Raw genomic sequence first — 14,378 nt, 5'->3', positions numbered from 1 at the left:
AAGCAAAAACATAGAGCAGCACACATTTTGAAAAATCATCCAAAAATCTATGAAAACGGAACAAAAAACAAGAAATATAAAAATCATCAATTAATCTTTGATTGTGAAATTGATGCCAAAATCCATTTAAAGGATAGGAAAGATTGATTTCTTTCCTAATTTTTATTTTAGCAGTTCAAACCTGCACCATATACTTTTTTCAAAGTATCTTTTTGTGATTTTGCATTTCCAAATACTTCAAACACTTCTTTTATTGTCGGATTTTTGGCAAATCCTATGAAACTCTTAAGTCCTGTCAGTGCATCGCCGCAACTGCTTCCTGCAGCCAGAATTATATAGAAATCCTTGTTTTCAAGATGCCTGAATATCGGATAGCACCTGTCGAAAAACATTTTAAGTGTTCCGCACATCTCAAAGTAATATACTGGAGTCGCATAGACTATCACATCAGCATCCATCATGTCATCAAGGATTTCTGCTATGCCGTCATCCTGAAAGCACTTCATCTCAGGAGTCTTGCACTTGTAGCATGCTTTGCATGATGAAAACTCGATGTCTTCAAGGAAATATTTGACCACTTCATGGCCTGCATCCTGAGTGCCCCTTAAAAATTCATCACACAAGGTATCTGAATTTTGGCCCTTTCTGGGAGATGAACTTATGATTACTACCTTTTTACTCATCTTCAATCCACCCCTTTGCTTTTGAGACATTTCCCATGAACCTCATACCTTTTGCAAAGTCAAGCTCCGGATATGCCTTTTGAAGGTCGCTTACGCACTTGTCAACGCCTGATCCCCCGGATGTGCAGAAAACCTTAATTGTCTTTCCTTTCAAGTCAACGCTTTCTATGAATGTGTTGATTATTGTCGGTGCGGTGTACCACCATACGGGAAAGCCGATAGCTACAACGTCATAGCCAGAAACATCACATGTTTCGGCGATTGGAGGTCTGAAACTTTTATCATTCATTTCAATGGTTGACCTTGAGTTTTTGTCCATATAGTCCAAATCCGCTGCAGTATACTTTTCCACAGGAGTTATTTCAAAAATGTCATAGCCGTTTTCATCTGCTATCTTTTCCGCTACGCTTTTTGTTACTCCGCTTGCTGAGAAATATGTTATCAATACATTGCTCATATTTATCACCTATTTAAAAATAAGGAGATTATATTATATAATTGTTTACATATGCAACAATTACCAGTCTGGTAAAATATTGTGCCAATTAAATAATAATTGTTTTTTAACAGCATTTCATAGCATTCTTTTACATGAGAATTAATGATTACACAAATAATTTAAACCAATAAAAACAAAACATATAATATTATAAATTAATGAAGGTAATATAAAATGTCAAAACCTGTTGTTGCAATAACAAGGCCAAAGGATAGGGCAAAAAAGGCTTGTGAGATTGTAGAAAACCTAGGTGGAAGTGCAATTCTTGCACCGACACTTGATTTGGAGCCTGTCAACACAGAATCTCTAAAAAATCTGGTAGCCAAAAAAGATGAACTGGATTGGATTATATTTACATCTCCAACAACTATCGTTTCACTGAATAAATTCTATCCCGATTTTATTCCAACTTTAAAGTGCAAATTAGCTGTTATTGGTAATAAAACCGGAAAATTAGCTGAAAAAAATGGACTGACTGTTGATTTGATGCCTGAAGACTTTACAGCCGAAGGCCTGATTGAAGAGTTCAAAAAACGTGAAATTACCAAAAAAACCATAGGCATTCCAAGAACCGCTTCTGCAAGGCCAGTTCTTCCACAGGAACTTGAAAAACTTGGAAATGAAGTTATTTTGGCCGAAGCATACAAATCACTGTTCCCGATGGATGAAAATGCAGTGCAGGAACTGATACAAAAAATCGAAAATAAGGAAATCGATGCAATCACTTTTACAAGTCCTCTGACTGTTGAAAATTTCTTCCAGATAGCAGAAAATAAAGAAAAACTTGCACAGCTTTTAAATGACAACCTGTTAGTTGTCTGCATTGGCCCGATTACCGCAAAGGTTTTGAAAAAATATAATATTGCCTACATTTACCCTGACACTTACACAGTTCCAGACATGATGGAATTATTATTCAAGACATGGAGAAAAGAAAATGAATGATAAGATAAGCATTATCCTACCAATTTTTAATGTTGGAGACCATCTTAGAGGTGGAATCGACTCTCTTATAAACCAAACAATCGGAAATGAAAATCTGGAAATAATCATGGTTAACGATTGCTCTACAGACGGATCAGATAAGGTAATCGAGGAATATGCTGAAAAATATGACTGCTGTGTAGCGATTCATCATGAAACCAACAGCGGAGGTGCACATACCCCGCGTAACACAGGCATTGAAGCAGCCACCGGTGATTACATAATGTTTTTAGACCCTGACGACAGATACACCCCAGATGCATGCGAGACATTATACAATACAATTAAAAAATACGATGTCGACATGGCATTTGCAAGATTCAGAAGAATATTCGAATATGGAGGGTATGTCCAGAAATCCTACTCTCCTTATGAGGATGAGCTTGAAAAGGCATATCCCGATGAAACCTTTGAGTCTGCAAACTTTTTAGACATTCCAGATGTCGTTTGGGACAATGTTGTTGAAAGGGTTCTTTACGGCAAGACCTTGGAGATAACCTATCCTCGAGACAGGCCGATAGACATCATACATGTCGACAGCATCGAACAGGAGCCCGACATGCTGAAAATGCAGCCTTCAGTATGGTGTAAAATATACAAAAGGGAACTGATAATGGACAATAATATCAGATTTAAGAAGTTCGTTTCAGGAGACGATATGGCATTCACCCTGGAAGCCCTTTTGAATGCCAAAGGAATTGTATACCTAAATAATTTCATTTCATATGACTACTACATCAGGGACCTGCCTGACGACAAATCCATTACAAATACAGTCAATGTAAGGCTTCTTGATGAGCTGATGGAGGCATACATCTACTGCAGAAAACGTACGGAAGGCTTTTCAAAGAATGTGCAGACAGTATCACTAAATCCGCATCTGCTTCACTGGATGCACACCTGGAAAAACTCTCCGTTTACCAAGGACGAGAACAGATTATTGCTGAAAAAGGTTAACAAACTCAAAAAGATTCATAAAACCGATTTGAAATCAAGAATGCTTTTGAGTTCAATGACAACAGCAATCGAAACCAAGATACAACTTTCAAAGGAGTGAAATGATGGCAGACTATAAATACGTAATTGTCGGTGCCGGCCTTTCCGGTTTGACAATAGCTGAAAGAATAGCAAATGAACTGGACGAAAAAGTGCTTGTAATAGAAAAGAGAGACCACATCGGCGGAAACGTATATGACTTTTATGACAACGGCATCTTAATTCAAAAGTACGGACCCCACATTTACCACACAAACGACAAGAAGGTCCACGATTACCTTTCGCAATTTACAGAATGGAACGATTATGTCCACAGAGTCTTAAGCTATGTTGACGGAAAGCTCGTGCCTATGCCTATTTGCATCGACACATTGAATGCATTATATGACCTTGATTTGGATGAGGACTCAATGCGCCAATGGATTGACGAGCACAAGGAGGACATTGATGAAGTGAAATCCTCTGAAGACGTGGTATTGAAAAATGCAGGCCGTGACATTTACGAAAAGTTATTTAAAAACTACACAGAAAAGCAATGGGGAACCTCAGCCGCAAACTTAAGCTCAAGTGTCATTTCAAGAATACCTTTCAGGTTTAACCATGACGACAGATACTTTGCAGACACATATCAGGGAATGCCGAAAGAAGGTTTCACCAAAATGTGCGAAAATATGGCAAAAAGCGACAATATCCATATAGGCCTCAAGTCAGATTACAAGGATTATATCGACAAGATTAATTATGAAACCTTAATCTATACAGGTCCTATTGATTACTTTTACGATTACAAATACGGAGAACTGTTATATCGATGTTTAAACTTCGTTTATGAAATCTTGGATGAGGATTCATTCCAGGAAGTTGCAGTAGTCAACTATCCCAATGACCCTTACTTTACAAGAATTACCGAGTTTAAGAAACTGACCTGGCAGGATGTGGAGGGCAAAACCGCAATCATGAGGGAATATCCTGGATTCAACGGTGAGAAATGCTACCCTTATCCGACCCAGGAATATTTGGATAAATTCAAACTATATGAAGCTGAAATGGAAAAAGAGGAAAATGTAATCTTTGCAGGCAGATTAGCCAAATACAAATACTACAATATGGATCTGGTTGTAAGGGATGCATTGGACATCTTTGAAAATCAAATTAGATAGGTGTTAAATATGATTACAGTATGGCCACAATATTTAGACAAAAACTTAAGTCTTTCCGAAGGCAGGAAAATCGCCAAAGCGGACTGCGTCAGAGAACCGACAGTGCACGACATTGAAACTGCACTCAAAAGACTTAACCTGACATACAATGTGCAAAAGGAATTTTCATATCCCGGAAAATGGTATGAAAAATCAGGAAGAGTATTGGTAGAATGGGAAGGAACAAAATTAGACCTCATTCGTGAAATAAGTTTAAAAATTAAAGAAACTAGAAAATGATTACTATGGAAATACCACAGCTGATGTCTGAACAGTACCGCCAGGCAAGAGAGATTATCGAAAACTCCGATGACATTAAAATCTACTCACACATAGACTGCGACGGAATCTGTTCAGGCGCAATATTATCAACCATCCTAGACAGACAGAATAAAGAGCATGACATCGATTTCGTCAATCTAGACGTCTTAGATGATATAGACCTCGACCATGAACTCACAATATTTTCGGATTTGGGTTCAGGCCAGAGAATCGATACAAAAGCCAAGGAAAATCAGAAAATAATAATCCTTGACCACCACCCGCCATTGAGGGACTTGGACTATGCAGACGACAAGGAATATACATATCTTGAAATCAACCCAATCCATCATGGCATTGACGGGTCATACTATGTATGCGGAGGAGGATTATGCTATTTTTTAGCCCGTGAATTCGGATACAGTGATTTGAGTTGGATTGGAGTTTTATCAGCCATTGGAGATATGCAAAATACAAAGACAGGTCATTTTGAAGGATTGAACAGAATAATCCAGCAGGATGCCATTGACGGAGGATATCTCGAACTGATAGAAAACGACATAAACATCTATGGAAGGAATACCCGTCCGCTGTTTGTTGCGCTTTCCTATTTCAGTGACGTTCAGCTGCCGATTACAAACAATACCACAGAAACCATGGCAATTCTGGAAGAACTGGGTATTGATGAAAAGCACAACAGAAAAACATTGAATGAACTGACAATGGAGGAAAAAAGCAGACTTTTCCAGAAGCTTGTTGAAATGATATCCAAGGTTGTTCCCGGAAGATACATAAAATACATTCCCCAACTGATTATCGGAGATTCCTATACTTTCCTAAAAGAAGATGAAGACAGTTTCCTGAGGGACGGGTCTGAATTTTCAACCGCCATGAACGCATGCGGAAGGAATCATGAAGAAAAAGTGGCTATGGAAGTGCTGAAGGGAGACAGAATAGAAGCCCTCGACCAGCTTGAAGCAATCAGCAAAACCCACCGTTATAATCTGGCAACATCAATTTCAAAAATCGCAGAAAGCGATGAGACAAACATTATAGAATTGGAAAACCTCCAATACTTCGATGGAACCGGAATCAAACCGGAAATTGTCGGAACAGTTACCGGAATGATTTTGGGATACTGCAACTGGAAAAAGCCTATTATCGGATTTACCCAAACTGACGATGCGGGACTTAAGATTTCACTGAGATGCTCAAGATTACTTTCATATGATGGAATACATTTCGGACAGATAATCCGCGAAATAGCAAATGAAGTAGGAGGTACTGGCGGAGGACATGCAATGGCATGTGGTGCCTATATACCAATCGATAAAAAACAGGAATTCATAGAAATGTTTAATGAAAAATTAACCGGAAAACTTACAAACTAATATAAATAATAAACTATATAAATAATACTATCATAATAGAGGGATGAAAAATTATGAAAGCATTTAAAAAAAGAGGTGCACTTACACATTTTCAAATTTTAAGTGAAATATCTAAACAAGACCCACACCTCAAACAAAAAGATTTGGCTAAAAGTTTGGGAATTACTATACAAGCGGTTTCCGAAAACATTAAAACATTAATAGAACTGGGATACATTACATCCAAAGACGGTAGATCCCCATATAAAATAACTCAAGCAGGCATTGACAAAGTCAAAAGAGATGCAATAAGCTTAAGGAAATATACTGATTCTGTTCTCGAAACAATGAATCATTATAAGACAATATGGCCTGCCATTGCAACTGAAGATTTGAAAAAAGACGATATTGTCGGACTTTTCATGAAAGATGGAGTTTTATATGCTCATAAAAAAGAAGAAAATGCTACAGGCGTTGTTTTGGAAGATGCCGAAGCAAAAAGTGACGTATCATTAACCAATCTTACAGGCATGATTGATATGACAGTAGGCGAGGTTACAGTCATCACTGTTCCTACAATAAAGGACGGCGGTTCAAAATCCTGTGATATGGAACTGATCAGCAACATCTATAAAAATGGAACCAACAGCGGAAATAAAATAGATAAGATTGCTGTTGCCGGAACTGTTGCTCGTGCCGTTGCAAACAAGCTCAACATTCCAATAGACATTGAATTTGCAGCTCCTCATGCAACTGCAAATGCCGCCCGTAAAGGATTGAATGTCATTGCAATATGCGTTGGAGACATGAGTAAAGCATTTATCCGTGAGCTTGAAAACGAAAAAATCAAATTCAACATTATTGATGGTGGAAAATAACTAATTTTTCCTTACCATTTTTAATAATGCTGCAGCTAACTCTACACTGGAAACATTTCCTTTAGAGTTACTTTCAATTATTTTTATATAATCATCCAAATCCTCTTTTTGAATAATCTTTATAACCTCATCAATTACACGTTTATTCTTGATGTTTTCAATTTCTTTAGATGATGGAACACTTTTTTCAGTGATTTTGACTTTATAGTTCTTTTTAATATTAATCAGATTATGATTGTCCTGTGGAGTTACCAGAGTAAATGCATAACCCTTATTTCCAGCCCTGGCGGTTCTTCCAATTCTGTGGATGTAATTTTCAGGATTTTGCGGAACGTCATAGTTTATTACAACCTCAATATCATCCACATCTATTCCTCGGGCCGCAACATCCGTTGCAACAAGAATATTGATATTTCCGTTTCTAAATTTATTCATTACCTTGTCCCTGACCTTTTGGGTCATGTCCCCATGAATCGAATCAACGGAATATCTGTTCTTTTTGAGATTTTTAGAAAGAAAATCAACTCCCTTTTTGGTATTGGAAAATATCAAAGCAAGTTTAATATCCCATGCATCAATCAGCTTGCACAAATCATTGAATTTTGTTTTATTTAAAGTTTTGAATGAATATTGGGTAATTTTTGGAATGTTTTTCTTATTTGATGCGATTTTTACAAATTTAGGATTTTTCTGGTATTTTTTAGCAAGGGTCCTGACCTCATTTGGAATTGTGGCGGAAAAAAGCAATGTCTGTCTTTGATGAGGAGTTTTATTTAAAATCAGTTCAATGTCATCCCGAAATCCCATGTCGAGCATTTCATCGGCTTCATCCAGGACAACCCTTTCAACACCTATCAAATCAAGATTTCCCCTTTCAATATGGTCAATGACACGGCCAGGAGTTCCAACAACAATATGGACCCCTTTTTTCAATACTCGGGTTTGTTTTCCGATGGGTTGGCCACCATAAACCGCCAAAACCTTAAGCTTTTTAATGTTTTTTCCAATTTTTGAGATTTCCTCTGCAACCTGAATTGACAGCTCTCTGGTTGGACACAGTATGATGGCTTGAGGAGACCTGTCTGGAATGAAAATCCTTTCAAGAATCGGAATCGAAAATGCAACAGTTTTGCCGGTGCCTGTTTGAGCCTGACCAATGACATCCTTGCCGGACAATGCCTCGGGAATTGCCATTTTCTGTATGGGAGTCATGTTTTTAAAACCCATCTCTGCAATGGCGCTTTTAATATCATCGCAAATATCTAAATCATCAAAATTCATCATGTTAATATTTAGAAAAACAGTTATTTAAATTAATTTAGTCTGACGGGACTTTTGGGGAAAATCATTCAAATACTCAAATATTTCACGGGGATTGTTTAGGATGTTATTTCTAGATGTTCTTTTGAAAAAAAGGTTCATCAATTCTTCACTGTTTGGAGATGGAATCGAATAGCTATTTCCAAATTCCTTCATATACCTATCTTTTAATCCAGGAAAATGATGGTCAAGTTTTTCATAGAAATATTCCCGATTGCCTTCTCTTAAAGTCAGACCCATCCCATAGCATATTATCCCTTTAACATCAGCATCAATGCATGAATCCAAAATTGAATTGATGTTTTCGCTTGTATCATTGATATAAGGCAAAATCGGACATAGCCAGACAACGGTAGATATCCCCTCATCCTTTAAGATATTGAGAACTTCAATGCGCCTTGAGGTATTGCAGACATTAGGCTCAAGAATACTGCACAGGTCATCATCGGCGGTTGTCAATGTCATCTGAACAACTGCCTTAGTATTGGAGTTGATTTTTTTAAGCAAATCCAAGTCCCTTAAAATCAAATCAGATTTTGTAATGCATGTAAAACCAAAACCATACCTGTCAATTAACTCCAGTGATTTTCTCACAAATTTTAAGCGATTTTCCAATGGAATGTATGGGTCAGTCATTGCACCTGTCCCAATCATGGATTTCGGTCTTTTCATCAGTTCACGCTTAAGCAATTGCAAAGCATTTTCCTTTACTTCAATATCCTCGAATTCATGTTTCATGCCGTAAACTTTGCTTCTGGAATCACAGTATATGCAGCCATGGCTGCATCCACGATACAAATTCATTCCATTGTTTTTCGAAAGGATACTTTTAGAGGAAACATAGTGCATGAAGTTAAGTTTATTTAAAAGAGTATATAAAAAAATCTGAAGAGCAGTTGTAAACTAATAAGTATTAAAAAAAACAAATTAAAAATATGCAGCAAAAAAACATTACAGGATATGAAAAAGAATATGAAAGCAAAAAGCATCCTGACATAAAAGGCATTCAAATTATTGAAGGTAAAAATAATTTCCCAATTAGTTGGCTCAACCAGCAAGGATATTGCGAATACCAGATATATCTCGAATACATGAAAGGTATAGAAACTGCCCCTACAAGTGCAATGACCCATGGAAGCGAAATCCACAACCAGCTTGAAAACATATTCAAACAGGATGCAACCCCCGCAACATTCGAAGAGACCGTTGAACTATCCAAAAGTGAAGCAAGCATGTCCAGAGAATGTTTTGTCATATCACCAAGCTACGGAATCAGAGGATACATCGATGAAATCTGGATGACACCAGAAGAAATTGTAATAATCGACGACAAACCGGGAAGAACACCATACCAATCAACAATGAATCAGGTAAGAGCATATTGCCTTGCATTTAAAGACATGACCAACGATTCCAGAATCATCAAGGCAGCCTTGAGAGAACGTGGAACCAGCAATCTATTCTGGATTGAGATATTTACACCAGAAGTCGAAAAGGAAATTGAGTTTACAATCGAGCGGATGCAGGGACTTTTGGACGGATCAAGACCGTTTGTTGCAACAAAAAACCCAAACAAATGCAGATCCTGCAGATACAAAAGATACTGCGAACACTACAAAAAAGTGTAAACATGGACAAGCAAAAAGTTTCAATCATTCTACTGATTATATTTTTAGCCGGCATTTCACTTACAATAGCCAACTCACTGCTTCACGAATCGAACACCATTGAAAACAAAACAGGAACAGTAAACATCAACAACAAAACAATACACTATGAAAATGCAGGAAAATGTGTTGAGGTAATTGATGGAAATACAATTCAGGTATACGGTGTCGGGAAAGTTCAGCTAGCACAGGTCAAAACACCTAAAAACACAGACCCCGGATTCAGTGATTCTAAAAAATTTGTTGAAGACAAATGCCTTGGAAAAACAGTATATCTGGATATCGATGACAAGCAACCTAAAGACAAGTACGGAAGAATACTTGCTATCGTATATACCGATAATGAGGACATCAACAAGGAATTAATCGAAAACCAGCTGGCCGAGATATCCTATTTCGAACCTAGTGAATTTAAAAAGGGAGAAATATGAGTTAAACAACTCTATTTAAACCCAAATATATTTTATTTTTCTTGTAAACTTTTTCCAATATTTCATTCCATTCTTCAGGAGTGATGCGACCCTTATTTGGAATTAAACTATCCAATGAAGATTCATTAAGATTTAAAATATCCGCCAGAATGAATGATAAAGTTTTTCCGGTCAAGGACAAATCATAAGGATCATAGCCTGTAACCGCCAAAACCCATAACTTTTCACGGGTCAATGTTTTATACTCATTTTTAAGTGAATCAAACCAGCTGACAATCTTATTTTCATCGCTGCCAATGCCCAATCCAACGGAAATGTAATAATCTTCACCTGAAAAATCAATTGAGTCTATTGCATTATCGATTTTGTTTTTAAGTTCAGGCGAATCCAAACTCAACTCAAATTCATTATTTGTTATAAAATCGGAAACATAGTTTTCAATTTCTTTTTTGTTTTTGAAATATCCAATTGGCTCCAATCTATCCGAATCAATGTCACACAAATCATAAATCAGGTCTTCATCCACATCACAGATTTCATAACCTTCAAGCTTATGTGACTTATATTCCTTAAAATCAATGCAATAATTCTCTAAATCCTCTTTGTTTAGATACCATAAAACTTGAACTTTTTTAATCATAATATTCAAAAAAATAAGAGATAGGAGCTTATCTCAGCTCATCTATAACAACGGTTTTTGTAATGTCACCCAATATTCTATTGTTTGATTTTAACAGTTTACCAATAGCCCAATCAAAGATAATTGGAACCCAATAAACTTTTGATAGATTACGCACAATAGCCTGAGCCCAATTGATTCTTGCCCCATTTCTTGACCTGACTTCCAAATACATTAACGCTTTACCAACGGTAGCACCTTTTGTTTTTTCAAGCAATATGAAGTACAATAATATTATAATCGGCAATATAATTGGGAAAAATTGATAAACACTATATGTTTCATATGGATTCATCAAAAAGTAACATAAATAAGATATAATCCACATAAATGCTGAAACCACAAAAAAATCAAGAATATATGCAACCACTCTTCTTGAAAATACACTTGCCATTTAATCACCTAACAAACTCTTGGAACGGGATCTGCAATTGGAGCTTCAAGAATTCTTTCACCACCAATAGGAGTATTAACAATTACATAATCCCCTTCTACAACTTCACCTATTATCGCTGCATTTTCACCATATTTTTCGCCTTTAATAGCTTCAAGAACTGATTCAGCCTTGTCGGCCTTAACACCCATGACAACCTTTCCTTCATTGGCTACTTCAAATGGATCAATACCCAACATTTCAGATACAGCATGAACTTCATTTCTGATTGGAATTGCGTCTTGTTCAAGCACAACTCCCACTCCCGCTTTTGAGGCCATCTCATTAATGGCATTTGCAAAACCTCCACGGGTAGGGTCTTTCATTGCTGTAACTCCACCAATCTCTAAAGCTTTATTAATAATATTCCACATAGGAGCAACATCAGATTTCAAATCGGTTTCAAAACCAAAACCTTCTCTGAATGACATTAAACTCATTCCGTGATCTCCCAAACTGCCGGTGATAATAATCTTATCACCAACTTCCAAACCAGAATCACGAACCAGTTCTCCTTTTTTAGCTATTCCAATACCAGTAGTTACCATCACAATACCGTCAAGCTTGTCCTGAGGCATTACCTTTGTATCCCCTGTAATTACTGCAACATCAACTTCTTCACAAGCTTCATTTAAAGATTTCATTATCCTATCCAAATCTTCAATAGGAAATCCCTCTTGCATAATAATTGCATTGGAAATTGCTAATGGACGAGCACCCATTACAGAAACATCATTAATTGTTCCTGCAGCTGAAATTCTACCAATATCTCCACCAGGGAAGAATAATGGATCAATAGTGTGACCATCAGTTGTAACAACAATCTCATAATCACCCAATGGAATAGATGCACCATCATCCAAATCATCTAAGCTAATACCACCGTTTACACTTTTTTTAGTGATATTATCTAAAACTGTGCTGGCAATCAAGTTAGCCATTACCTCTCCACCAGCACCATGATTCATATTAATTTTATCATCTGACATTTTATCTCCTAAATAAATAATATTTAATAAGATAATATATGTAAAAACAAGTATATAATTATTAGTAAAAAAAATTAAAAAAAAAGAGAATTTAAAGAAAAATCTTTAAATTAAAATTCCGTTAATAACACCGTCTTGACCAGGTCTGGAAGTTACTTTAGCATTACCTTCAGGAGTTTCTACAATAGCACCTTTGGTAATGATGTTCCTTCTTACGTAGTTAGGGTTTGCGGTGTTTTCAATTACTCCAAGAATATCTACAACTTGGGTTTTACCATTAGCGTCAGTAAGGTTGATTTTGTTACCAGTAGCTAATCTGAGTTTCTCATTTCCGCCACGAGTTCTAATTTTTCTTAATTTTTTTTCATCTAATCTAGTTTCAGCTGGATCTCTTCCTAATTCAGCTTTTCTTTTTCCACGGTTTGCAACATTTCTTGCACCAGATGGACTTCTAGTTGATTTTCCTTGAGAAATTGCCATTATTTCACCTAAATAAATATAATCTATAATTAATAATCGCGTCAATAAGACTCTTTCAATTAAAACTGTAAAGCAAGAAAAAATAACAGTTCAATTATGAGAGCAATAAAGAGCCCTAAAGAATAATGATAATAAAATATTACTTTATCATTATATATAAATGTTTTATTTTTTAATGAAAAATAGGGATTTTATTTTTTATTTTTCAAAATAAAATTATCAATCAGCTTATCGAAATCCTCTTCACTAAGATTCTCATCGGAAGCTGCATCGAGTATTTCCTGAATTTCCTCTTCAGAAACAGAATCTCCTAAAAAATCAATCAGCAATTCTCTTAAATCTTCATCATCAATATATGCTTCACCATTTGAAGAGATACATTGGGAATTGCCATTTTCATCCAAGGTATAATATGGAACTTCCTTAACCATAATCAATCCTCATCATTGACAAATTCATAATAAACAATATCATAAGGATCATCGTCAAAATACCATTCATTCGGCTCTTCGAGATAGTCCTCATCATCCAATAAATCATCGCCAAGGTCTTCTGCACCTTCAACCTGAATTACAATATTAACGTCCTCACCTAATGATTCAACATCAATTCCCAACTCGTCCAAATCTATTTCCAATTCCCCATCCTTAACTGCTTCTTCAGGAACCACAATAACTATTTCCTCAGCTGAATCAATATTGATTTTTTCATTGTTCATAATATCGCCTTATCCAATAATTATTATAATTATTTAATTAACTCATATTTAAACATTAACAAAAATTTAAAAAATAAAAAAATAGATTTGTAATTTAGACATTACAATCTATTACACAATTCAAATTTGGAATTCCGAAGTCGTTTTTGCATTCAGTTGAATAAACCAGCAAATTTTCAATGCAGAGAATGAATGTCAGGTTCACCTCATCGCACATGATTCCAATCTTAACATCAGAACTTTCCAGCATGCTTTTAGAGACGTCCAAAACTTCAGAAGCGTTAGGAATGAAAACGGATGTTGGCAAATTGGAGTTATTAATTCTTAAAAAAATTCCATTACCAATTCCATAATCTACCACATATCCATTTTCACCATCTACTTTACCTACAAAGGTATCATTTATTTCATCATAACTTGATATTAATCTTTTTTCCATTTTATCAAACCTCACACATACTATGTCAAATTTAAAATATAAATAAAGCTCAAGAGCATTTAAAAAGTAATATGGTGGAGTTTTTAACCTAAATAATTTAATATGAAGGCAATAAAATTGATAGAATATCATAAAATTGTTTAGAAAAATATTAAAAGTACAACAAATATAGTTTAAATAGGTGTCAAAATGGTTCAAGAGACAAAAGAACAGACCGAACTTGAAGCTGAAATCAAAGCGCAAGCTCAAAAATTCCTAACTTATCTCAATTCAACACTTCCCGAAAGCATGGAGCTGGAATATGAAGGATTTTACAGAAGAGGATTCTTTGTAAGCAAAAAGAGATATGCCG

At 35.9% G+C, this 14,378-nt stretch carries 19 protein-coding genes; 8 read left to right on the top strand and 11 right to left on the bottom strand.

Going from position 1 to position 14,378, the window contains the following annotated elements; genetic code table 11:
* Positions 1 to 167: 167 nt before the first annotated feature.
* Both UIB65_RS01660 and UIB65_RS01655 read right to left on the bottom strand, forming a co-directional pair.
* On the bottom strand, positions 168 to 683 hold the full coding sequence (locus tag UIB65_RS01660; RefSeq protein ID WP_330039412.1) for a flavodoxin family protein: 516 nt from the start codon (positions 681 to 683) through the stop codon (positions 168 to 170).
* Entirely contained in the window at positions 676 to 1,140 is a 465-nt protein-coding gene (locus UIB65_RS01655; RefSeq protein ID WP_330039411.1) for a flavodoxin, read from the bottom strand. The genes UIB65_RS01660 and UIB65_RS01655 overlap by 8 nt, the downstream gene beginning before the upstream one ends.
* A 216-nt stretch (positions 1,141 to 1,356) precedes the next feature.
* Here UIB65_RS01655 and UIB65_RS01650 point away from each other — a divergent pair, with 216 nt between their 5' ends.
* Genes UIB65_RS01650 through UIB65_RS01625 form a run of 6 tightly spaced genes read left to right on the top strand, consistent with a single transcriptional unit; the run spans position 1,357 to position 6,870 of the window.
* A complete protein-coding gene (locus UIB65_RS01650) occupies positions 1,357 to 2,127 on the top strand; it encodes a uroporphyrinogen-III synthase (RefSeq protein WP_330039410.1) in 771 nt (256 codons plus the stop codon).
* On the top strand, positions 2,120 to 3,223 hold the full coding sequence (locus UIB65_RS01645) for a glycosyltransferase (protein ID WP_330039409.1): 1,104 nt from the start codon (positions 2,120 to 2,122) through the stop codon (positions 3,221 to 3,223). The genes UIB65_RS01650 and UIB65_RS01645 overlap by 8 nt, the downstream gene beginning before the upstream one ends.
* A 4-nt stretch (positions 3,224 to 3,227) precedes the next feature.
* A complete protein-coding gene (gene glf, locus UIB65_RS01640) occupies positions 3,228 to 4,322 on the top strand; it encodes a UDP-galactopyranose mutase (RefSeq protein WP_330039408.1) in 1,095 nt (364 codons plus the stop codon).
* A gap of 9 nt (positions 4,323 to 4,331) precedes the next feature.
* A complete protein-coding gene (locus UIB65_RS01635; protein WP_330039407.1) occupies positions 4,332 to 4,601 on the top strand; it encodes a signal recognition particle subunit SRP19/SEC65 family protein in 270 nt (89 codons plus the stop codon).
* Positions 4,602 to 4,606: 5 nt separating this feature from the next.
* A complete protein-coding gene (gene recJ, locus UIB65_RS01630) occupies positions 4,607 to 6,013 on the top strand; it encodes a single-stranded-DNA-specific exonuclease RecJ (protein ID WP_330039406.1) in 1,407 nt (468 codons plus the stop codon).
* Between the two features lie 53 nt (positions 6,014 to 6,066).
* Positions 6,067 to 6,870 (top strand): winged helix-turn-helix transcriptional regulator, encoded by an 804-nt coding sequence (locus UIB65_RS01625; RefSeq protein ID WP_330039405.1) that lies wholly within the window; start codon positions 6,067 to 6,069, stop codon positions 6,868 to 6,870.
* Here the strand turns inward: UIB65_RS01625 and UIB65_RS01620 are convergent, their stop codons facing one another.
* Together UIB65_RS01620 and UIB65_RS01615 are read right to left on the bottom strand one after the other, a co-directional pair.
* A complete protein-coding gene (locus tag UIB65_RS01620) occupies positions 6,871 to 8,154 on the bottom strand; it encodes a DEAD/DEAH box helicase (protein ID WP_330039404.1) in 1,284 nt (427 codons plus the stop codon).
* Between the two features lie 24 nt (positions 8,155 to 8,178).
* Positions 8,179 to 9,039, bottom strand: a complete 861-nt coding sequence (locus UIB65_RS01615; RefSeq protein ID WP_330039403.1) for a radical SAM protein — start codon at positions 9,037 to 9,039, stop codon at positions 8,179 to 8,181.
* An 86-nt stretch (positions 9,040 to 9,125) separates the two neighbouring features.
* On the opposite strand from UIB65_RS01615, the gene cas4 reads away from it, so the two are divergent.
* Complete coding sequence (gene cas4, locus UIB65_RS01610) at positions 9,126 to 9,818, top strand: CRISPR-associated protein Cas4 (protein ID WP_330039402.1); 693 nt, start codon at positions 9,126 to 9,128, stop codon at positions 9,816 to 9,818.
* Between the two features lie 2 nt (positions 9,819 to 9,820).
* Positions 9,821 to 10,288 carry a thermonuclease family protein gene (locus tag UIB65_RS01605; RefSeq protein ID WP_330039401.1) on the top strand — a complete coding sequence of 156 codons (468 nt, stop codon included), beginning with the start codon at positions 9,821 to 9,823 and terminating at the stop codon, positions 10,286 to 10,288.
* Between the two features lies 1 nt (position 10,289).
* On the opposite strand, the gene UIB65_RS01600 is transcribed toward UIB65_RS01605, so the two are convergent.
* The 7 genes from UIB65_RS01600 to UIB65_RS01570 all read right to left on the bottom strand — a co-directional run bounded on the left by UIB65_RS01600 (position 10,290) and on the right by UIB65_RS01570 (position 14,026).
* Positions 10,290 to 10,928 (bottom strand): hypothetical protein, encoded by a 639-nt coding sequence (locus tag UIB65_RS01600; RefSeq protein ID WP_330039400.1) that lies wholly within the window; start codon positions 10,926 to 10,928, stop codon positions 10,290 to 10,292.
* Between the two features lie 28 nt (positions 10,929 to 10,956).
* Positions 10,957 to 11,361 carry an RDD family protein gene (locus UIB65_RS01595; RefSeq protein ID WP_330039399.1) on the bottom strand — a complete coding sequence of 135 codons (405 nt, stop codon included), beginning with the start codon at positions 11,359 to 11,361 and terminating at the stop codon, positions 10,957 to 10,959.
* 8 nt (positions 11,362 to 11,369) lie between these two features.
* Complete coding sequence (gene hypE, locus UIB65_RS01590; protein ID WP_330039398.1) at positions 11,370 to 12,389, bottom strand: hydrogenase expression/formation protein HypE; 1,020 nt, start codon at positions 12,387 to 12,389, stop codon at positions 11,370 to 11,372.
* 105 nt (positions 12,390 to 12,494) lie between these two features.
* A complete protein-coding gene (locus UIB65_RS01585; protein ID WP_330039397.1) occupies positions 12,495 to 12,869 on the bottom strand; it encodes a 30S ribosomal protein S8e in 375 nt (124 codons plus the stop codon).
* A 191-nt stretch (positions 12,870 to 13,060) separates the two neighbouring features.
* Entirely contained in the window at positions 13,061 to 13,300 is a 240-nt protein-coding gene (locus UIB65_RS01580; RefSeq protein ID WP_330039396.1) for a hypothetical protein, read from the bottom strand.
* A 2-nt stretch (positions 13,301 to 13,302) separates the two neighbouring features.
* On the bottom strand, positions 13,303 to 13,587 hold the full coding sequence (locus UIB65_RS01575; RefSeq protein WP_330039395.1) for a hypothetical protein: 285 nt from the start codon (positions 13,585 to 13,587) through the stop codon (positions 13,303 to 13,305).
* A gap of 94 nt (positions 13,588 to 13,681) precedes the next feature.
* Positions 13,682 to 14,026: a hypothetical protein gene (locus UIB65_RS01570; protein WP_330039394.1), complete on the bottom strand. Its 345-nt coding sequence runs from the start codon at positions 14,024 to 14,026 to the stop codon at positions 13,682 to 13,684.
* Positions 14,027 to 14,378: the final 352 nt, after the last annotated feature.

Origin of the sequence: Methanobrevibacter sp., assembly GCF_036307625.1 — an archaeon.
In the GTDB taxonomy this organism is placed as follows: Archaea; Methanobacteriota; Methanobacteria; order Methanobacteriales; family Methanobacteriaceae; genus Methanocatella.
Note: the sequence above shows the minus strand (reverse complement) of the source record. Positions and strands in the feature narration are given on the sequence as shown.

Coding starts and splice junctions, on each gene's coding strand:
- recJ (WP_330039406.1), top strand. CDS start 4,607: ATGGAAATACCACAGCTGATGTCTGAACAGTACCGCCAGGCAAGAGAG.
- UIB65_RS01655 (WP_330039411.1), bottom strand. CDS start 1,140: ATGAGCAATGTATTGATAACATATTTCTCAGCAAGCGGAGTAACAAAA.
- UIB65_RS01650 (WP_330039410.1), top strand. CDS start 1,357: ATGTCAAAACCTGTTGTTGCAATAACAAGGCCAAAGGATAGGGCAAAA.
- cas4 (WP_330039402.1), top strand. CDS start 9,126: ATGCAGCAAAAAAACATTACAGGATATGAAAAAGAATATGAAAGCAAA.
- UIB65_RS01600 (WP_330039400.1), bottom strand. CDS start 10,928: ATGATTAAAAAAGTTCAAGTTTTATGGTATCTAAACAAAGAGGATTTA.
- UIB65_RS01615 (WP_330039403.1), bottom strand. CDS start 9,039: ATGCACTATGTTTCCTCTAAAAGTATCCTTTCGAAAAACAATGGAATG.
- glf (WP_330039408.1), top strand. CDS start 3,228: ATGGCAGACTATAAATACGTAATTGTCGGTGCCGGCCTTTCCGGTTTG.
- UIB65_RS01580 (WP_330039396.1), bottom strand. CDS start 13,300: ATGGTTAAGGAAGTTCCATATTATACCTTGGATGAAAATGGCAATTCC.
- UIB65_RS01635 (WP_330039407.1), top strand. CDS start 4,332: ATGATTACAGTATGGCCACAATATTTAGACAAAAACTTAAGTCTTTCC.
- hypE (WP_330039398.1), bottom strand. CDS start 12,389: ATGTCAGATGATAAAATTAATATGAATCATGGTGCTGGTGGAGAGGTA.
- UIB65_RS01620 (WP_330039404.1), bottom strand. CDS start 8,154: ATGATGAATTTTGATGATTTAGATATTTGCGATGATATTAAAAGCGCC.
- UIB65_RS01595 (WP_330039399.1), bottom strand. CDS start 11,361: ATGGCAAGTGTATTTTCAAGAAGAGTGGTTGCATATATTCTTGATTTT.
- UIB65_RS01605 (WP_330039401.1), top strand. CDS start 9,821: ATGGACAAGCAAAAAGTTTCAATCATTCTACTGATTATATTTTTAGCC.
- UIB65_RS01575 (WP_330039395.1), bottom strand. CDS start 13,587: ATGAACAATGAAAAAATCAATATTGATTCAGCTGAGGAAATAGTTATT.
- UIB65_RS01645 (WP_330039409.1), top strand. CDS start 2,120: ATGAATGATAAGATAAGCATTATCCTACCAATTTTTAATGTTGGAGAC.
- UIB65_RS01660 (WP_330039412.1), bottom strand. CDS start 683: ATGAGTAAAAAGGTAGTAATCATAAGTTCATCTCCCAGAAAGGGCCAA.
- UIB65_RS01585 (WP_330039397.1), bottom strand. CDS start 12,869: ATGGCAATTTCTCAAGGAAAATCAACTAGAAGTCCATCTGGTGCAAGA.
- UIB65_RS01625 (WP_330039405.1), top strand. CDS start 6,067: ATGAAAGCATTTAAAAAAAGAGGTGCACTTACACATTTTCAAATTTTA.
- UIB65_RS01570 (WP_330039394.1), bottom strand. CDS start 14,026: ATGGAAAAAAGATTAATATCAAGTTATGATGAAATAAATGATACCTTT.